Source organism: Streptomyces sp. NPDC088706 (assembly GCF_044752765.1).
In the GTDB taxonomy this organism is placed as follows: Bacteria; Actinomycetota; Actinomycetes; order Streptomycetales; family Streptomycetaceae; genus Streptomyces.
In genome coordinates this window covers 117,644-136,110 of record NZ_JBIVLW010000018.1, presented here as the reverse complement: position 1 = coordinate 136,110, position 18,467 = coordinate 117,644, and the positions used below count along the sequence as shown (strand labels likewise).

The 18,467-nt window shown below is 67.9% G+C and carries 13 protein-coding genes and 1 pseudogene; 6 read left to right on the top strand and 8 right to left on the bottom strand.

From position 1 onward, the window contains the following. Nucleotides 1-370 precede the first annotated feature (370 nt). Both ACIQAK_RS28920 and ACIQAK_RS28915 read right to left on the bottom strand, forming a co-directional pair. A complete protein-coding gene (locus tag ACIQAK_RS28920; RefSeq protein WP_401366723.1) occupies nucleotides 371-2,851 on the bottom strand; it encodes a Helicase associated domain protein in 2,481 nt (826 codons plus the stop codon). A gap of 176 nt (nucleotides 2,852-3,027) precedes the next feature. Beyond that, a complete protein-coding gene (locus tag ACIQAK_RS28915) occupies nucleotides 3,028-3,600 on the bottom strand; it encodes a putative phosphothreonine lyase domain-containg protein (protein WP_366388986.1) in 573 nt (190 codons plus the stop codon). 216 nt (nucleotides 3,601-3,816) lie between these two features. Between ACIQAK_RS28915 and ACIQAK_RS28910 the strand changes: the two genes are divergently transcribed. After that, nucleotides 3,817-4,824, top strand: a complete 1,008-nt coding sequence (locus ACIQAK_RS28910; protein ID WP_366388987.1) for a hypothetical protein — start codon at nucleotides 3,817-3,819, stop codon at nucleotides 4,822-4,824. Next, on the top strand, nucleotides 4,821-6,503 hold the full coding sequence (locus ACIQAK_RS28905; RefSeq protein ID WP_401849334.1) for a hypothetical protein: 1,683 nt from the start codon (nucleotides 4,821-4,823) through the stop codon (nucleotides 6,501-6,503). The genes ACIQAK_RS28910 and ACIQAK_RS28905 overlap by 4 nt, the downstream gene beginning before the upstream one ends. A 319-nt stretch (nucleotides 6,504-6,822) precedes the next feature. On the opposite strand, the gene ACIQAK_RS28900 is transcribed toward ACIQAK_RS28905, so the two are convergent. Beyond that, nucleotides 6,823-7,092 carry a GlsB/YeaQ/YmgE family stress response membrane protein gene (locus ACIQAK_RS28900; protein WP_366392525.1) on the bottom strand — a complete coding sequence of 90 codons (270 nt, stop codon included), beginning with the start codon at nucleotides 7,090-7,092 and terminating at the stop codon, nucleotides 6,823-6,825. Between the two features lie 1,084 nt (nucleotides 7,093-8,176). On the opposite strand from ACIQAK_RS28900, the gene ACIQAK_RS28895 reads away from it, so the two are divergent. Beyond that, complete coding sequence (locus tag ACIQAK_RS28895) at nucleotides 8,177-8,977, top strand: NHL repeat-containing protein (RefSeq protein WP_401849331.1); 801 nt, start codon at nucleotides 8,177-8,179, stop codon at nucleotides 8,975-8,977. Nucleotides 8,978-9,009: 32 nt separating this feature from the next. Continuing rightward, entirely contained in the window at nucleotides 9,010-10,002 is a 993-nt protein-coding gene (locus ACIQAK_RS28890; protein ID WP_366392898.1) for a serine hydrolase, read from the top strand. 842 nt (nucleotides 10,003-10,844) lie between these two features. On the opposite strand, the gene ACIQAK_RS28885 is transcribed toward ACIQAK_RS28890, so the two are convergent. From ACIQAK_RS28885 to ACIQAK_RS28870, 4 genes are all read right to left on the bottom strand, one after another. Next, on the bottom strand, nucleotides 10,845-11,234 hold the full coding sequence (locus ACIQAK_RS28885) for a DUF6009 family protein (RefSeq protein WP_366392899.1): 390 nt from the start codon (nucleotides 11,232-11,234) through the stop codon (nucleotides 10,845-10,847). Between the two features lie 148 nt (nucleotides 11,235-11,382). After that, complete coding sequence (locus ACIQAK_RS28880; RefSeq protein WP_366392900.1) at nucleotides 11,383-12,948, bottom strand: phage/plasmid primase, P4 family; 1,566 nt, start codon at nucleotides 12,946-12,948, stop codon at nucleotides 11,383-11,385. Continuing rightward, entirely contained in the window at nucleotides 12,945-13,994 is a 1,050-nt protein-coding gene (locus tag ACIQAK_RS28875; protein WP_366392903.1) for a bifunctional DNA primase/polymerase, read from the bottom strand. The genes ACIQAK_RS28880 and ACIQAK_RS28875 overlap by 4 nt, the downstream gene beginning before the upstream one ends. A gap of 1,398 nt (nucleotides 13,995-15,392) precedes the next feature. Further along, a complete protein-coding gene (locus tag ACIQAK_RS28870) occupies nucleotides 15,393-16,436 on the bottom strand; it encodes a zinc-dependent alcohol dehydrogenase family protein (RefSeq protein WP_366392901.1) in 1,044 nt (347 codons plus the stop codon). A 164-nt stretch (nucleotides 16,437-16,600) separates the two neighbouring features. Between ACIQAK_RS28870 and ACIQAK_RS28865 the strand changes: the two are divergent. Together ACIQAK_RS28865 and ACIQAK_RS28860 are read left to right on the top strand one after the other, a co-directional pair. Next, a pseudogene (locus ACIQAK_RS28865) lies at nucleotides 16,601-16,675 on the top strand (hypothetical protein); the annotation flags it as partial. Between the two features lie 185 nt (nucleotides 16,676-16,860). Further along, nucleotides 16,861-17,484: a LysR substrate-binding domain-containing protein gene (locus ACIQAK_RS28860; protein ID WP_401849328.1), complete on the top strand. Its 624-nt coding sequence runs from the start codon at nucleotides 16,861-16,863 to the stop codon at nucleotides 17,482-17,484. 319 nt (nucleotides 17,485-17,803) lie between these two features. Here ACIQAK_RS28860 and ACIQAK_RS28855 read toward each other — a convergent pair whose 3' ends face one another. Next, on the bottom strand, nucleotides 17,804-18,013 hold the full coding sequence (locus ACIQAK_RS28855) for a hypothetical protein (protein ID WP_366392904.1): 210 nt from the start codon (nucleotides 18,011-18,013) through the stop codon (nucleotides 17,804-17,806). Nucleotides 18,014-18,467 lie beyond the last annotated feature (454 nt).

Genomic DNA, 18,467 nt, shown 5'->3' with positions numbered 1-18,467 from the left:
GCGCGCGGTCTGCTCCGCAGACACGACGCGCCGCCGCTACGCGGCGGGGGGGGAAGACAAAGCAGCGCTCCGCTCTGCTGCCGGCGCTCCGCTCCGGCTTGCCGGGCCACTCCGTGGCCCGGCGGCTCGGATCGCTCCGCGATCCAGCCTGACGGGGAATCCGCTCCGCGGCTTCCCTAAAACTCAGCTAGGTCGGATGTCTGGCGGGTCGTCAGTCATCTGGGCGAGTTCTGGGCGGCGGAGCTCTCGCACGGCTTGAGTTGAGGGGCCACACCACTCCCGGCTTCCCCGAAGACCCAGGGGGGTTCCCCCTCAGGTTCCCATCGTAGCGAAACTAACGTCATTCCTTGGTTTTTGGATGCAGAAAAATTTAACTGATCTTCGAGAGATCAGGGGGGCCCTCCCCGGGTGCGGGCCTGATGGGAGGTGCGGTCCAGTTCTCATGGAGGATCTCCTGCATCAACTGGCTTTGCTCTTCAGCTAGTTGCTCATTCTTGTACTTGGTGCGCGTCTTGGACAACCACGGGCCGATCATGACGCGCTCGCCATCCGCCTCGATCCACTCCCGGGCGCCGGGCGGACGGCCGTGCCGTTCCACGAAGGCCCGGAGTAGCAAGGCGTGTTGTTTGAAGGAGCGGTGGCGTCGTGGGCTGGCGGTCGAAGGGGTGGACTTGGGGGCGGAGAGCGGGACTTGGTTGGGAGTCAGGCCAAGGCGGGCAAGGAGATCGCGCTGGCCGGGGTCGAGTTGGGGCCAAGTGGTGAACTGGCGGTGCAGCCAGGACCCGGACCTCGCTCCGTCGATCATCGTGTCGCGGCGCAGCGTGGCGGGGTGGTTGCCGGCTTCGATGTGGCGGCGCAGGAGGTGGTACTTGCGGTGCCAATCCGGGCCGTACGGGAGTGTCCAGGCGGGGTCGAGGGCGGTGAGCTGGGCTTCGCGGTCGGGGTCGAGGAGTTCCTTGCGGGCGAGGCCGCGTTGGTGGACGAGGAACTGTCCGCCGGGGGCGGTGGCGGGGATGGCGAGGTGGCCGTGTTCGTCGTGGAAAGCTTCGAGGACGGTGAGGTTGGCCTGCCAGGTGGCTTCGTGGTCGTCCCAGACCATGCCGAGGTCTTCGAGCTCGGTGATCCAGTCGGGGTCGAGTGTGCCTTGGTGGTGGGCGGTGCGCTGGCCGGTGATGAAGGCGCCGAGGCGGTAGCCGTAGGTGTCCTCGAAATCGGTGGGGACGCGGAGGTGGCCGTGTTCGTCGTGGTAGCGGATGGCGGCGGCCAGCCCGGCGCGGCGGGGTTCGGAGAGGGCTGCGCCGGCGGCGGGCCAGGCGAGGAGGTCCATTGCGCGGGCGATGGAGCCGGGGTCGAGGGTGAAGTCGAAGCGGAAGCGGCGTGCGAGGAGGCGGTGGGTGTCGCGGTCGAGGCGGTGCTTGGTGTTCTTGCGTGGGGCGCGGGCGGCGATGGTCTGGTCGTGGCGGCGCAGGGCTGCGGTGACGAGCCACAGGGCTTCGTAGGGGGTGCCCAAGAGGTCGGTGGGATCCGCTTCGGGTGGGATGTGGGCGGGGATGACCAGGCTCGCGGTCTTGGTCTTGAGGGTCGGGGGCTTGCGAAGGGCGCGGCCGAGGGCCTGGACGATGCGGCGCACGCTCGCGGTGCGGTCCGCGAAAACGACGGCGTCCACGGCCGGCAGGTCGATGCCCTCGCCCAGGACCTGGGCGTTGGTGAGGATGGCGCGCTGGGCTTCGATGAAGTGGTTCTGGATCTTCTGGCGCTGTCCGGGGGTGTGGGTGCCGTTGATCGACTGCACGAGCAGATCCGTGGTCCAGGCGGGGCGCTGGGTTTCGGGGAGGGTGCGCAGGGTGTGGGTGAATTGGCGGGCGAAGTCTGCTGCGTCGGCGACCTGTTGGAAGTAGACGATCACGTGGTGGAGGTCGTGTTCGTGCATGGCTTTGAGGACGGCCAGGTGCAGGGCTGTGGTACGGCGGGCGTTGGGGCCGAATGCGGTGCGCAGGTCCGGGTCGGTCAGGGCGGTGCGCAGGTCGGCGTCGGTGATCGTGGGGATGAGGAGTTGGTAGTCGGCGAGGACGCCGTCGTCGATCGCGTCTGCGTGGGGGTAGGTGTGCAGGCGTTTGCCAAAGACCTTGATGTCGTCCATGGAAGCGATCAGTGATGGGGCGTCCCAGGCGGGTGCGGTCGCCGGGGTGCGCTTGGGCTGGGGGCGGGTGTCCGGGGCCTCGGACAGGCACGGTGCTTGCCACTCGTAGGGGGTGGCGGTGAGGTAGAGACGGCGGTCGGCGGGGATGCGGTGGTGGTCGTGCAGGGCGGTCCAGTGTTTGTCCCAGCTCCCGGCAGTGCGGTGTGCCTCGTCCACGATCAGCAGATCGAAGGTGGGTGCGGGGAAGGTGGAGTGCTGGGTCTCCTCGATCCTCGGCAGGGAGTCCAGGGTGACGAACACGGTCGCCTTCTTGTGCTGGGTGAGCCAGTACGCCAAGAACGCCCCCGACCCTGTGCTGACCGCTCCAGCCTGTGCGAGGAGGGGGTGCTTGTCCGCGCGCAGCGAGGAGACCGCTATCAGCGGTTCCGTGCGGCCGTCCGCGCGGGCGGTCTGGGCCCACTGGCCGATCAGGTCCAGAGACGGCACCGCGACCAGCAGGTGATTGATGCTGAGTGCTTCGGCGGTACGCAGCGCGATCAGGGTCTTGCCGGTGCCGCACGCGGAGACCATGTGCCCGCGCGAGCCGGGCTTCCTCAACCCGCGGACTCCGCTGTCTACCGCCGCCTGTTGGTCGGGACGCAGCGTACGGCGAGGGACAGCGGGGGCGGGGGCTGTGAGTGCCGCAGTGGTGGGTTCGGTGGCAGGGGGCATCACGGGCAACCTCGGCTCACGGCGGCAACGGGCATGTCCCATCCTCCCGCACTCGAGGTGGCCCATGCGGACACCTGAACCCGCCTCCATGCGGGGCAGGAGCATGTGGGGCAGGAGGTGGTGGTGTACGCGCGCGGGGGAGGCTGGAGGCTTCGCCTGTTCTGTGCTGTGTGTTGTCAGGTGCGGTTCGTCGTGGGTGCTTTCCTGCGTGCCGCAGCATCGCGTCGGGCCTGGGCTCGCGCAGCGTGGTGGTGTTCGAGTGCTTCGCGGGTGCGTTTGGGGATGACCAGTTTCAGCTTGGTGGCAGGCGCGACGAAGGTGCTGGTGCCGGTGCCGTAACGGCCTCGGCGGGTGTCGCTGTCGGTCTTGTAGAGCAGGACGTCCACGATTCCGAGGGTGCGGAGGTTGGTCAGTGCTCGTTGGACGTCGTCAATGTCGCGCCAGTCTCGGGTGTAGACGCAGATGGGGCGGCGGGTGTCGTCGCTCTTTGGGCGGGTGTTGATGAGTGTGCCTGCCTTGCTGCGGTAGCCGAGAAGGCCGTCTTGGGTTGCGGCGTGGATCGTGGTCCAGGAAGCGTCGAGGAGGCTGAGTGGTGTGAACCAGATCCATTTGCCGCTGAAGGGGTGGTCATCCTCGGTCAGGGGGGTGTCCGGGGCTGCGGCCCATAGCCAGGGTTTGGTTGTCTCGCGTGATGGGGTGGTGCTGGTGGGGGCCTCGGGCTGAGCCGATGGGGCGGTCTTGGCGTTCATGATCGGCACCGTATGCAATATTTGTTAGCTTTTTTCGTTTATTTAGCCGTTATGGGTCTTGTCGAACGGAACACCCCTCGATGGCGTCGCGACCTGGCGCTGACCGCGTGCTGTGCTGCCGCTGTGGCGGAAGCGGACCGCACTGGCGATCCAGGCCAGCGTGCCGCCCGGCTCATCGACTGTCTCGGGGTTCTGCGCTCGGCACACGATGCCGGCGTGGCTGCCGCCTTGGATATGGGCGTGCTGCGGCGCGGTCTGCGCCGTGGGCTTGCGCCTCTTCTGCCCGCTGGCAGCGACGACGACCCGCTCGGCGAGATGAGGCTGCTGGACGAGGACGGCTTGCTGTGCGATGCCGTGGAGGACCTGGGCCGCGAACACCTCGTGCCGCAGCAGGCGTTGATGGAGTACTGGCCCTGGGCGCGTTTGCGTGCCGAGCAGGAGGAGCGGCAGCTGCACTCGGAGATCCGGCGTCTTCCGCCGGACGATTACGCGAGGGTGCGCGAGCTGCTGGCGAGTGATCCGGTGGCGGAGCAGGGTGTGCTGTGGGAGAAGTGGGGTGGGTTGTGGGGGCGGTTCGGGTTCTTCGAGCCGGTCTCGTCGTGGCCGTGGTGCAACGCGGCGGGCTGGTGCTTCCCGTGTCCCACCTGTGTCTGGCCGATGCGGGCTCAGTCCGCTGGCGACGGTGTTTTCGTCGTGTCGTGCGACGCCCACCTTTTGGAGGGGGCGCAGTACACCTACCGGCCGGTGCGGGGCGGCGGCGTTGCGGTCCTGGAGGGCGGGGGCGGCTTGGCCGGTCTGGTGGAAGGTTTCCCGGCTGCTGGTGACTACTTGGCGGTCTCCCGGACGGTGTGGCGGTATCTGACCCTGCCGGGGCGCATGGAGTTCGCGATCCGGGATGCGCTGACCGGCATCGCCGGTCTCGACGTCCTCATGTATCCGGACGGCGACCGCTACGACTTGCGCATCACGGCCGCCGACCCGCTGGTGGTCAAGGCGTGGCGGGTGGATGCGAAGGCGTGGCGGTCCTTCGGCGCCCTGGCCGATGCGTTGCTCGAGCGTCCCGCGGTGGGTGGAGCGGTACCGCTGACCATCGTGGTCCCCCACCGGCAGCGGTCCGACCTTCCGCTGCTGCGGGCGCGTCTTGCCGGACGGCCGGACTTCGAGGTGATGACCGACAAGGCCCTCATCGCTGAGGTTCTTCGCTGGTGCCGGGGTGAGTCGTGAAGACCGGTGAGGTCCGTGAGGCATTGCAGCGCTGTGCCATCGCGGCGTATCTCGCCCTGTCCCAGCAGTACTTCGCCTTCGAGGCCGTCGATGGTCGGCGCGGTGTGCCGCTGGACTTCGCGGCGATGTTCGCCGCCCGGCGCACCGATCTGTGGGGCGCGTGGTTGTCGCTGCCGCGCGCCGAATACGAGCTGGTGGGCCGGTTGTGGCAGGCGGTCAGGCAGGAGGGGGATCTGGCGCAGCCGGAAACGTTCCGTGAGGCGGTGCTGGAGTACGCGGTGGTGTCCACGGCGCTGTTCTGGATTCCGGAGGAGTCGAACGCGGATGAGACCCACTGGCTGGTGGCCTGCCATGCTCAAGAGCCTCTCGTCCTGGCCGAGAATCTGGTTCAGGAGGCCGAGGACTACCGGGGCATGCTGGAGGTGGCGCTGCCGACGGCCGGCAAGGGGCTGTGGGCGTTTGGTCACGACGGGCTGTACACGGCAGAGATTCCTGCCAGCGAGAAGAATGCCTTCGTGGCGCCGGTCCGGCTGCGCACCGAGCCGTTCCTTGACGAGGTGAGACTGCCGCGCGAAGCCGTGATGGACCGCGTGGTGGGCCAGGCGAGAGCCCAGCCGGAGAAGTTCGGGTGGAAGCCCGGCCTGTTGCAGGGGTTCTTCGACCGGCTCACCGATGCTTACGGCCGTACGGCGGCGGAGTTGCGGCTGCCTGCCGGGGCGATGACGCTGCTGAATGCGCCCACGGGGGTAGGCAAGAGCGTGTTGATGCAGGATGCGGCGCACCTTCTTGCGGCGAGCGGCCAGGGTCCGGTCCTCATTGTGGTGGGCAGAATCCGTGAGGGGCTGGGAACCGCCGAGCAGTTGGGTTCGGATAACGCGCTGGTCGAGGAGACAGTCGCCGCTGTACGGGACGCGGCGGAGCGGGCCGGAAGGCCTCTGCGGGTGGTGGCGTGGGTGGCGTCTTCGCGCTACGACGACCAGGCGGAGCTTGCGTTCTCCCAGGGCCGCGAGGACCGGTTCGAGCAGTTCGCCGGCGGCTGCGAGATGACCGGTTGGCAGGTGGACGGCCCGCGGCTGGATCGCACCAGGCTCCCCTGCGCCCAGTTGGAGTGGGTCGACGGGCCCGCCGAGCCGGAGTCTGGCGGAAGGCATCTGTGCCCGCGCATGGGGATCTGCCGGCGCTTTGAGCATATTCGGCGGGCCGCCGAGGCCGACATCATCGTGACCAACCACCACAACCTGATCCGGGGGCGCTGCAAGGTGCCCGTCGAGGTGGACGGCGAGCGGGTCGTCAACGACATGAGTGTGCTGGAGTTCGTGCTGCGCCGCTGCCGCGTCGTGATCATCGACGAGGTTGATGCCTTCCAGTCCACCTGGTGCACGCAGGGCGCGCAGGAGTTCACCCTCATCAGCCGTGGCCGCGGCAGCGGAGGGCGGCTGGAAGAGGTCGACCGGCACCGCAACGGCCTGACTGCGCTGAAGAACCTGCTGGTGACCAGCCCGCTGATGGAGGCGCGCCGGCTCAGCGAGACCTTCCTGGACAACGTGTTGACCGGACATCTGTATCTGGAGTCCGAGCAGGAGCGCCAGAACCGTCCCGGCTCCGGCTGGTACATGGTGGGCAAGAAGGACGCCGAGCTGTGTCGCATCCTGACGGGCGCCTCACCGGATGACAGGTGAGGACAGCAGCAAGAACGACGCTACGCGGGCGATGAGGTCGGCGACGACGTCGCGGGAGAACCCGAGGCGGGTGGGCAGGTCGATGCGTACCGCGACGCCACGCTCCGCCGCCTGGAGACCGTTCTCGACACGGGTCTGCGTGCTCTCAGAGTGTCCTCAAGAGCGCGGATGTGTCCAGGCTGCCGGCCGGCGGCCGCCGTGCTGGCCGGCCGCGCCGAGGTCGGTCACGGTGCCCGTCGTCGTACGGCGAACGGCTCCGCCCTCAGGTGAGGGGGAGCCGTTTCGTGCGCGGTGCGTGGTGCTGGTGCGGGGAAGCTGATCAGGCGTGTCGCCGGTTGCCGGTGATCAGTCGGTACAGGGCCAGCAGGATGACGGAGCCGATGATGGCCGCGATCCAGGTGGAGATCTCGAAGAAGCCGTCGACGGAGTCGACGCCGAAGATGACCTTGCCGAGCCACCCGCCGAGCAGACCGCCGGCGATCCCGATGAGGATCGTGACGATGATGCCGCCGGGGTCCTTGCCCGGCATCAGCGCCTTGGCAATCACTCCTGCGATCAGCCCGATCAAGATCCACGCGATGATGCCCATAATGCACTCCTGCCAGCGAAGATAAAGTCTGCGTTAACGCCTCGTCTGTTCCGTCACAGGATTTCCAAACCTGGCGACCCAAGGCAGCGGACCGTTCCGCCGGGCGTCACCGGCTTCCGCCGAACACCGGGGACACGGAACGGAGCCCGGTGCCGTGGAGGGTGTTCCCGTAGGATCACACCGCGCTGGCGAGCATCACCAGAGCGGCAGGTCCGGCGACTCCTCGGGCTAGACCAAGAACAGCCAGACCGTCAGGACCGAGCACAGAGGCTTTCCGGCCCGACTACGAGAAGAACCGCCCGGAGTAAACCTGTTGCCGGCGGAGCGGCGAGCTTGTCCCCCTGGTACGGCTCCAGTGAGCCCGCCTGTACTTATGGTTCAACGTCACGGTCCCGCTGATCAGGGACGCGGGCCCGGGCACCCCGCTGGCCGTCGACAACGGCCTGTCGTCGCGGGTAGCCACCGGACAGCAGCACGTGGCGGTCGGGCGCGGACTGAACAGCCATCTGATACTTGGGGCACAAGGTGTCCTTCCGTAAACCGGAGAAATGACTGTCGGCAGTCCGGCGTCCGATGGGCCCTGTCAACCGTCACAGACCGTAAGACCGTGCCAATCTACGGGGAGGCATACCTGAGCCGGCCGGATGCCCAGCCCAGGTGCCCGTGCAGCCACTGACAGCCGTGCTCTGCGTCTTCTCCAAAGGCGGGGAGTAGCCGTGGTCGACAAGGAGGAGCGCAGCATCTATCACCGTGCCGTCACCTTTGCCTCGCCGCTACTGCACGGTCATGAGCAAGCTCGAGTGCTACCAGATCCAGCACGGGTTCCAACTTGGATGATCACGGCCCTTCGTCCCTCACCAGCGACGTGAGACGTCGGCTCAGACCCGACGTCGGACAGACAAGGCTCCTCATGAAGAGTTCGCTTCATCACGCGGCCCGTAGTCCGCGTTCCGGCACCGCTTGGCGGCGGTTCCTCCTGGCATTGCTCGCTGCCCTGCTGGCGACCGTACCCGTCTACGCGAGCCCCGCAGCCGCGGATGCCCCCTCGCCTCGCGCCGTGGCCGGGGCCCGGGGCGGACAGACGGTGGTGTACGTGACGGACACATACAACAACCGGGTCGTGGCGCAAGTGCCCGGCCAACAGCGGGGAAGGACGGTGGCCGACAGGTTGAACCTCCCCAACAGCGTCGCCGTGGCGGACGACGGCACGATCTTCGTGGCCGACACCCGCAACGACCGCGTCGTGCAAATCGGCCCCAGGCAACGGCCGGCCACTGTGGTGACGGGGCTTGACTCGCCCTACGGCGTCACCGTCGATCAGTATGGGAACCTCTACGTCGCCGACACCGACAACAACCGCGTGCTCAAGATCGAGCAGTCCGGGCGGCGCACCGAGATCGGGTCCAACTTCGATGGTCCGACCGGAACGGCGGTGGACCGAAACGGCGACGTCTATGTCGCCGACACCTACAACTACCGCGTCGTAAGGGTACCGGCCGACGGTTCGGGTCAGGAGACCGTGTCCGTGCCCGGACTGGCGGACCCCACCAGCCTGGCCCTGGACGGCAAGGGCCACCTCTACGTCGCCGATCCCTACAACCAGCAAGTCCTTAGAGTGCCCGTGCGAGGCGGCGAGTCCGTCACGGTGGGAGAGGGCCTGGCCTTCCCCACCGGAGTGGCCGTCGACCGTGCCGGTGACGTGTACATCGCCGACTTCAACCTCAACCAGGTCTTCAAGGTTCCTGCCGACGGAAGCCGGCAGACGGCCTTGGGCCGGGACTGGTTCGCGCCCTACGGACTGGCGGTCCATCCCAGCCCTCTCAGCGGCACAGGGCCCGGGCACCAGCCCCGGGTAGCGGCGCCCGCCCCCACCGCGTCGTCATGACACAGCCCATCCCAAGTTCTGAAGGATCCGACATGCTCTCCGCTGGCCGACGTCGCGGCACCGCCGCGGCAGTTCTGACCTCGGCTGCGATCGCTTCGCTGCTCGTCCCGCAGCCGACGCTCGCCGCCCCCCATGCTGCGCCGCGGCACACGGTAGTGTGCGACGCCCGCACCGATAAGGGCCTCGCCGCACGACTCACCCGCGAACTCACCCGAGACCAGCAGGGCTACCTGGGTACACTTTCCTTCGCGATCAAGGACCGTCGGACCGGGCTCGTGTGCACCCAGAGCCCCGACAGGCAGTACGACTCCGCAAGCGTCGTCAAACTGACCATCATGGGGACCGTCCTGAGGCGGTCCCAGGAGCTGGAACGCCCGCTCACCGAGTCGGAGCGAACAGACCTCCGCCTCATGATCACGGCATCCGACAACAGCGCGGCCACCCGGCTGTGGAACAGCGTGGGGCAGACCCGCCTACAGCAGTTCCTCAATCTGGCGGGCATGACGAACACCGTCCTGGGGAGCTCGTGGGGGCTCACCCAGATCAACGCCCGGGACGAGATGCGTCAACTCGATGTGTACACCGTCAACCCGACAGTCCTCACCGCCCCCAACAAACTCTATGCCCGACAACTGATGAGCGAGGTCATCCCCAGTCAGCGCTGGGGAGCCCCCTACGGCGCACCAGACGGAGTGCGCGTGGAGAACAAGAACGGCTGGTTGCAACGGGCTACACACGGCTGGCGGGTGCACAGCACCGGCATCTTTTCCTCCTCCGACGACCTCTACCAGATGGTGTTCCTCTCGGATGACGATCCGACCAAGTCCTACGGCGTCAACGCCATTCAGAAACTCGCCTACCGAGTGCATTCCAACCTGAACGAAGTCCCCGGCCACGAGAACGGCACTACCCCGGCCTACCAGGAAGACAGCTACCAGGGACCCGAGGACAGCGACCGCTCCGAGGTGGAAAGCGGTCAGCCTCCCGCCGAGGTGGCCACCGTCGGCCTCAAGCCGACAGGCTGACCGGAGCCCATCGAGGCGGAGCCCACCTGCGGCCCCCCTGTACCCGAAACGCCGAGGCCGTCACACAGCCGATATTCCGCGCGTCCCCGGCGGGTGCCCCGCGCCTGTCAGCTCCGCGCCCGTGCACCTACGGGGCGCACAGCGGCTCCCCGCCCCTGCTCAACAGATGGCGGGGAGTCCGCGAAAGACAGGGGGTGCGGCAGGGCCCGCGGAAGCGCCGCACGAGCGGGGAGTCGCTGTCCGCGGGGCACGGCGGCAACCCTCCGTGCGCCTCGTACCGGCCGACCGCCGCCGGGCCACTGCGTCGCGCCGGAAACACCCGGCCCCGAATCAGGTGTCCGGAAGGGGTCCCCGGCAGACGGCACGTGTCGGCCGCTCCTCAACTGCCAGGTTCACAGCCGCTGGCCGGTCGGGCCACCGGCCGTCTCCGCGCCCGGGTCCCGCCTGCCGAAGCCCCCGCCTCCGGCGCCTGTCCCAGCCGCCTCTACCGCGCCGCCGCCTTCCAGCCGACCGGGCCGTACGCCCCGCCTCACGCCGCCCAGCTCTGCCGTTCGGCCCCCGCTCGACGCAGCCCTGCCGCCGCCCGGCCGGGCGTACGGCCCGTCCCGGTTCCGTCTCAGGCACCGGCTCCGTCGCCTGGTCGCCGTCGACCGGAGCCGGGATCGCCGGCGACATCGTCGGCGGGACTGCCCGGGTCGGCGGCCGGAGCCGGGGGCTCGGGGTTCCAGGCATCGGCGAGGGCGTCGACGTCCGGTACCGGCGATCCCACCATCTGTCGGGCTCGGCGAAGTCGGCCTGGTCAAGGCCGCAGTCATTGGCTCGGGTGCCAGGTCCAGAGCGGTTTACGAGCGGGCGGACGCTATCTCCCCGGTGGCCTGCGACCGGGGAGTCTTGGCTCCGACCTTGCCCGCCGCGACCGTCCGTGGGTCGACGGCCTCCAGGGGCGAGCCCACCCGGTAGGGGCACTCGGGGTCATCCGGCTGGTTGGGGCGGTCGTGCGGCAGCAGATAGAACGTCCGACGGGCGAAGAGGCCGCTGTCGGCAGTGCGTTGCGCGTTGGGCGTCAGGTTGGAGTAGCCGATCATCCGACCGTCGCGCTCGTAGCGGGGTTTGCCTTTGCGGGTGCTGACCTTGTCCAGGGCCTGACGGACGTAGTCGAGATCTTCGGTTTCTTCCAGCCAGATGACCTCGGCTTCCTGAACGAGATCGCCTTCCTGCGGAATCGCGCTCATCAGGCCTCCTTAGTCTTGGTGGCCGGGTACCGGCCTACGGTTTGGGCTTTCATGCAGTTCGTCTTCCCAGCTCGCGGAGCGGGATGGGAAAGCTGGCGTCGCCCATCGTACGGTCGACCCGTGCACCCGCCCTGCGTGCAGCAGTTCCTCAGGGTGTTCCGTCGCCGATATCGGCGGCATTCTCGTCCGGGAGCAGGGCGAGGCCGGGGTAGAGCTTCTTGACGTTGTTCTTGATCATTTCTGCGGGTGAGGACAGGCCGAGCTCCTGGCGGATGCGACTGGCGAAGGCGCGGCTGGTGGAGGGCCGAATTCCTTCTTCCGAGCACCAGCGCCCGTAGGTCTCGTACAGCAGCTTCTGCTCGACGCGCAGTTCCGGGTTGGGGCGGCCCCCCTCACCCTTGGTGCAGCATTCGGTGATGAAGCGGCCCACGTGGTCCTCGGTCGTCTCATAGGCAGCGGTCGCCAGCCGTACGGAAGCCGGACCGGTGAGCGGGTCGCGGGTGGCCAGGTAGCTTTTGGCGCCCTCGATCAGCCAGTACAGGATTCCTGGGCCCTCATCGCGGACGAGTTCGGCGGCCAGGTTGTCGATCTTTCGCTCATCGGGGACGCTCCGCTCGAACGGCACGATCCGCATCCGGCGCCAGAACGCGTAGCCTCCGGTACCGACTTCGGGACGGTGATTGCCCAGCAGCCACAACTTGTGTGTGGGAGTGAAGGTGAAGAAGTTCTGCCGCATCCGGCGCGCGGTGATGGTGTCGCCGCCGGTGAGGAGCTTGACGCGGGACTCGTTGAACTTGTCGTTGGGCTTGAGCTCGCTGCACACCACGATGCGCCGGCCGTGCAGCTCGGTCAGCTCCGTGGAATGCTCGGTGAACTTGCCTTTCTCCATGAGGAACCCGGGCGGGGCGGCGTTGGCGTAGTCGCCCAGGATCTGCATCATCACCTCCAGCAGAACGGATTTACCGTTGGCTCCGGAGCCGTAGAGGAAAGGCAGGACCTGCGCACCTACGTCACCGGTGATGGAGTAGCCGAGCAGCAGGTGCAGGAAGCGCGTGGTTTCCAGGCCCTTGGCGTCGTCCCCGAAGGTGTCACGCAGGAAGCTGTCCCAGCGCGGGATGGGCATGGCGTGAGGCGCCACGTAGGTAGCCCGTGAGTGCATGTCCGTGAGCGGGTCGGGTTTACGCAGCATCCCCGTCCTGAGGTCGACGACCCCGGCCGGGGTACACAGGGCGTAGATGTCGCCGTCCAGGACGTCGGGATCCAGGCGCAGCCCGGGCGCGGCCTGTGCCTGGTAGAGCAGGGCCTTGAGTCCTGAGGTGGATTCGGAGTGCCGGCGGTGTGCGGCCAGCTGGCGGTGGGTGAATTTCCCCTGCGGGTCGTGCTCGGCGATCTGCTCGGCCATCTCCCCGGCAGCCCACACCGCTGCTTCATCGCCGCCGGTCAGTTTCCACCGGTACTCATCCCAGGAGTGCCAGCCCATTCCGATCACGTAGCGGAACCGATCGCGGTAAAGGCGGGCGAACAGTTTTGCGTTGCCCCGGTCGGTCAGGGAGTTGGGCAACAACCCGTCCGTTTCCGTCGCGGACGGGTGGCGGGCGTCGGTCTGCTGAGCCGGAAACACGAGGTGCGGCTCGGACAAATCGAAGACGAGGCTCTGCTGCTGGATCTGTGCGGCAGCCGTTTCTGCGTCGAAGCGCGCGGGCTCGGCGCTCATGAGCGTCCTCGGGGGTGAAGTGGGCGCTGGGCGCCCGCAGACAGAGCTGACTCGATGATCGTGAGGTTACGGCTCTCTTGAGCAGAACGTGCGAAACGAGCCGCCTCCAGGAGCCGGGTCCGCGCCTCTTCCTCCGGAAGGTGGCCTCCTTCGACCAGTCCCCCGGCGGTATAGGCAGCGCGGTTCAGCTTTTCTGTGAAGCTCGCCCCTTCCGGAGTCGCCGCGCATGCGGACACCTCGTCCAGAAGCGGGGTCAGGAGACGTTCGGCGCCCTTCACCGAGCGGCGTCGGCGTTGTGGGTTTTCGCGTGAGACGGGGTAAGGGATCTCAGCGGGCACGTGGTGTGTACGTACGAGTTCTGCTGCCAGCCACTGAGGCAACGGTGCCGGGTGGCGTGCTGCTCCCACGGGGCGGTAACTGCCTGCGGCGGTCCGGGTCGCAGGAGCCACGATATAGCCGTTGTCGGAGCGCACATCCACCTGCCAGGCAAACGCCATCTTCGGGCTGGATCCTGTTGAGGAGCGGTAGCGGATCTCAGGATGGGGATTTCGGTACCAGATGTGCAGCCCACCGGAGGGCGTCCGCACTCGCAGGGTGTCGGTGTCCTCGGCCGGACTCTGCTTGCCGCGGAGTGCGGCAAGCAGGGCCAGGGTGTCGAAGCCTGTGGCCAGGCCGGAGAGATTGACCTGCGGGCCGATGGTGATTCCCGGCAGGAGCCGGGAGCGGTCGGGGACTTGCGCCGCGTGGGCGTCCACATCGAGAACGACCAGGTTTGCGGGGCCACAGGAAACACCGACCCCGAAACGGGACTGTGCATGCCACCAGGTGTCGATGCGCTCAAGATCTGTAGTCGCGGCGTGGAACCCGTGACACCAACGTCCTGCTTGCTTGCAAGGGCAGGACCTGGGCGGGTGCCGGTCGCCCTTGCAGGCTCGGCAGTTGGCCGGAGGGACTTTTTGCTGAGGGGCAAGAGGATGGACCGGCCAACCTGCCCGCGCACACCACCGGGCGATCACGTTGCCGTGCACGGCAACGTCCGGGGCCATCGGCTCGGTCGAGGGCTGGCGGGTCAACGGATCGTCGTCCTTGTCAAGATTTGTATCGGTCTGCGGCAGCCCTGACGGGCCTGACGGGACTAAAGCTTCGGGTTTTGTGGCACGAGCGTAGCCCACCGGAGAGACCCCGCAAGGAACGTCCGGGACGTGTCGACAAATCAGGGTCCCGTCAGTCCCGCAGCAGGGGGGCCCGATGGCCTATTCAGTCCCGCCCGGCTGGGGCGGCTTCAGTCCCGCTCCACAAAACTCCTGGTAGAGGGCCTAGTCCCTGGATACCACGGGACTGACGGGACTGGACCCGACAGTTATAAGCTGCTCAGGACTACCGCCCTACTCATGCGCGCGCATGTCAGGGACGCGCTGGTCAAGTGATAACTCCCACGTTGAGTCCCGTCAGTCCCGTTCCCTGAGAGGTGACCCTCTCTGAGCTGGCTTTTTCTGCTGAGGCTCTGCACGGGACTAAAGGAGTACGGGACTGTAAGCCCCTCACTCCGGCGAAAACACAAACCATGAACAGACCTGAGTCCCGTCAGACCCGTGTACGGGTCGGACTCAGACTCCCCCTTGGGGAAGAGCCGGTGCTGCTCAAAGCTGCGCGCGGGCCGCACGGCACTTGGATCGCGCTCAGCGAGTGGAGCAGCCGGCACGGACGCATGCGGAGGGACCGGGTGGCGCTGTCCCCCGTCAGGGGGCTGGCTGTGTCGGTACTGGGGTGCTGCTGCCGGGGGTCGGCGGACCGGGACGCCTACGTGGTGTGCGTGCTGGGAGGAGCTGCCCCGGGCGTGGAACAGCCGCTCGTCGACGCCCGCGGCCAGGCCGGGGTCCGGGGAGTCCGTAGTAGCTGGTCTTGCCTCGGAGGCAGCACGGTGAATCCGGCTGGGGATGGCATCGAGAGGGGTGGTACGGACGCTGTCCGGGCTGTCCGTGCGGGCTCCTGCAGCAGGTGACACCGCTTTGCGGGACGTCGCCCCAGTAGGACAGCAGTCTGATGGTTCACGATGTGCTTACGGGTTGCTCCGCTGACAGGTCTGGTTCCTGCGGCGAAGACCACGGCATCCGTCCCGGATACAACCCGGGTGACCTCGTCGAGCGATGTCTTTGCGAGGTCACAGACGATTGGCTCCCCGCCGTCTGCTTGCAGAACCGTTGCTGCAAAGCAGGGCTGCGGATGATTCCGATGATGCTGTCGCCTCGTACCACGAGCAGCCGGCACAGACGCCGGGCGATCTGGCTGTCGCCCCCGGCGATCACGAATTTCGTAGAGCTCCACTCGGATGGAACAACGATGCGGTCTCCCCGGCCGCTGAAGCTGGTCGGTTGAGCGGTGTAGGGAACGCCGCCCGGGACTCAGGGGTGAAACTCCTATGAGGGTAGGGGCAGGCTGCGCCCTCAGAAGGCTATGCGGATCTTAAGGGCCGTGCGGTCGTCCATGGCACGGTAGCCGTCCGGCACCCCGTCCAGGTCCACGGTGCGGTCGAAGACCAGGCCGGGGTCGATCGCACCGGACATCACGTCCGGCAGCAGCTCAGGTATGTACGCGCGGGCGGGAGCGACGCCGCCGGCCAGTGTGACGTTTCGGTCGAACAGCTGGGAGATGTCGACACCGGCGCTGCCGCCGTGCGGCACGCCGACATAACCGACCGCGCCGCCATCGCGAGCGATGGAGATCGCGGTGCGCATCGACTCCTCGGTGCCGACAGCCTCTAGCACGGCGTGCGCGCCCTGACCGCCGGTCAGCTCCCTGACCGCCTCGATCGCGGCCTCGCCGCGCTCGGCGACCACGTCGGTGGCTCCGAATCTGCGGGCGATCGCGGTGCGCTGCTCGTGTCGGCCCAGGGCGATGATCCGGCTGGCGCCGATGCGCTGCGCGGCGAGGACGCCGCACAAGCCGACCGCACCATCCCCGACCACGGCGACGGTCGACCCCGGCCGGACCCGGGCGGCGATAGCGGCGTGGTGGCCGGTGCTCATCACATCGGAGAGAGCGAGCAGGCCGGGCAACAGCTTCTCCTCGCTGGCTGCCTCCTTCGGCAGCTTGACCAGGGTGCCGTCGGCGAAGGGGACGCGGACGGCCTCACCCTGGCCTCCGTCGGAGCCGACCTCGCCCCAGAATCCGCCCTGCGGGCAGGAGGTGTGCAGGCCCCCGCGGCAGTAGTCGCAGGTGCCGTCCGACCAGACGAACGGGGCAACCACGAAGTCGCCCGGGCGCAAGTCCCGCACCTCGGAGCCGACCGCCTCGACGATGCCGAGGAACTCGTGACCGATCCGCTGCCCCGCCGTGCGGGAGGCCACACCGCGGTACGCCCACAGGTCACTGCCGCAGATGCAGGCGTGTACCACCCGTACCACCGCGTCGGTCGGCTTCCGGACCACCGGGTCGGGCACCTCCTCGATCCGGATGTCGTTGGGGCCGTGGATCACGGTGGCGCGCATGAGAACACTCCTGACTCTGCTCGGGGTATGGGGGTGAGGAAGCCAGGGTCGCCGCACACACGTTCCCGTGTCCAGCTACATCCCCTACACCATCTCTTTAAGATGAACTAACGCTCGATATCCGACGACTCATCCTCCTGCGCGACCTGGCTGCCCACGGCACGGTGACGGCCGTGGCCGAACTGCGCGGCGTCACGCCCTCCGCCGTCTCGCAACAACTGCGACTGCTCGAGGAGGAGACCCACATCCGTCTGCTGGAACGCACCGGCCGCTCCATCCACCTGACCGCTGCGGGACACCAACTGGCGGAAGATACCGAGCATGTGCTCACCGCTCTCGAACGAGCCCAGAATCGGCTACACACCGGCACCGGGGAGCCGGTCGGTGCCCTTCATCTCGCTGCTTCCCCAGCCCGCTTGCACCGGTGGCTGCCCCCCTTGCCGAAGCTCTGGAAAGCGCCCATCGGAACCTGCGGGTGCACATCACCGAGGCTGAGCCCGAAACCGCCGTACGGCTGCTGCTCCAGAGCCGCGTCGACATCGCCCTGCTCTACCGCTACACCAACCTCGCCACACCTCCGCGTCCCGGCATCGAGACCCGCACTCTGCGGACCGACCGACTCGTCGCGGTCCTGCGAACCGACCGCGCAGCAGTCCGTCCCGGGCGGTCTCCGATCGACCTAGGGGAACTTGCAGACGCCTCGTGGGTTACCGCCCCGCCGGAAACGGCCTGCGGGAGCGCCGTGCTTCAAGCCTGCCGGTCAGCTGGCTTCACCCCCCAGGTCCGCCATACCTGCACCGACTTCTCCGCCATGATCACCCTCGCCGCACGCGGCGGTCACACCACCCTCATCCCTCACATGGCCACCGCCCACCTTCCGCTGACACTGACGGCACATCCGGTGACAGACAACATGCTCACCCGCACGATCGAAACCGCTGTCCGCCAGGGGGCAGCGCACGAGCCTACGATCGGCGCCTGCCTCGACGCTTTTCACACTCTCGACAGCAACAGCACAGCAGACAACCCGGAGAGCGAGGCAACTTAAGGAAGGTGTCGTCAGATGATCGGATGACGACAGGCGCCGACGTCCGATGAACCAGGGCTTTCCGGGGTCCGGCGGCGGCATAGATGCCATCAGATCCGATGGAAGCTGAGGGCGGGGTCTGCTGACAGCTAGGGTCGAATGCGACCACCACAACGGGGAGCGGTCTGGTCGGCCGTACGCGCGGCCGGGCGACGCCGGGCGCACCTCCGAGATGTTCCGCCTCGTACGCGGCACCGGGCAATTCCTCGACGTGCTCGACGTCCTGCACCGCTATCGCCTCGCCATGCGCATGCACGGTGGCGGTTCTCTGTGATGGACCTCACCGCCTGCCCCCGTGCACCGGCGAGCTGCTGTCCACCGTAAGCTCATGGTGCAGATTCTCGCCGCCGCCGGTGAACTCCGGCGCGACCTCCGGCGCGAACGGACTGCGCGCCGCCGAGGCCAAAAGCATCAGGGGCGCCCGCCGCCCGGCCGTCCCGGCCAGGAAGGCCGCCGCCGTGCGCACCGCGTACCTGGAAGGCCGCTCCATCGCAACCCTCGCCCGCGACCACCGCGTCAGCCGCGCCGCCATCCGAACCGCCGTCGCGGACCTCCTGCCCGAGTACACAGTCGCCGCTCCGGACGCCCCAGCCCCGGAACTGCCGTCGCTCCCGACCTGCCGGGTAAGGTCGCCGACGTCCTCTGCTCGGCCGGCCTGGAGCCCGCCGAGAACGCCGCACTCGACGCTTTTTGCTGCCCCTGGTGTCGGTGTCACAGGGCGTGACCAGGCGTTTCGCCCGTGGCGGGTGGTCCTTTGGGCCCCGCCGCTGCACCTCGCCCCCGGCCAGGGGGAAACCGGAAGTCCTCGGCCCGGGTGGCGTAGTCCCTGAACTTCTCGCGCCACCCGCACCGTCTCCACCGGGATCTCCCCGGACTCAACAAGCGGGTCCTGGGAACCGATGTCACGTCCACTCCGATGTCCCCCCGCCTGCTTTTCCCACTCG

Excerpts from the sequence above, each read along its gene's own strand:
- ACIQAK_RS28920 (WP_401366723.1), bottom strand. The coding sequence starts at position 2,851 with ATGCCCCCTGCCACCGAACCCACCACTGCGGCACTCACAGCCCCCGCC.
- ACIQAK_RS28915 (WP_366388986.1), bottom strand. The coding sequence starts at position 3,600 with ATGAACGCCAAGACCGCCCCATCGGCTCAGCCCGAGGCCCCCACCAGC.
- ACIQAK_RS28900 (WP_366392525.1), bottom strand. The coding sequence starts at position 7,092 with ATGGGCATCATCGCGTGGATCTTGATCGGGCTGATCGCAGGAGTGATT.
- ACIQAK_RS28890 (WP_366392898.1), top strand. The coding sequence starts at position 9,010 with ATGCTCTCCGCTGGCCGACGTCGCGGCACCGCCGCGGCAGTTCTGACC.
- ACIQAK_RS28885 (WP_366392899.1), bottom strand. The coding sequence starts at position 11,234 with ATGAGCGCGATTCCGCAGGAAGGCGATCTCGTTCAGGAAGCCGAGGTC.
- ACIQAK_RS28880 (WP_366392900.1), bottom strand. The coding sequence starts at position 12,948 with ATGAGCGCCGAGCCCGCGCGCTTCGACGCAGAAACGGCTGCCGCACAG.
- ACIQAK_RS28875 (WP_366392903.1), bottom strand. The coding sequence starts at position 13,994 with ATGGCCCCGGACGTTGCCGTGCACGGCAACGTGATCGCCCGGTGGTGT.
- ACIQAK_RS28870 (WP_366392901.1), bottom strand. The coding sequence starts at position 16,436 with ATGCGCGCCACCGTGATCCACGGCCCCAACGACATCCGGATCGAGGAG.
- ACIQAK_RS28855 (WP_366392904.1), bottom strand. The coding sequence starts at position 18,013 with ATGGAGCGGCCTTCCAGGTACGCGGTGCGCACGGCGGCGGCCTTCCTG.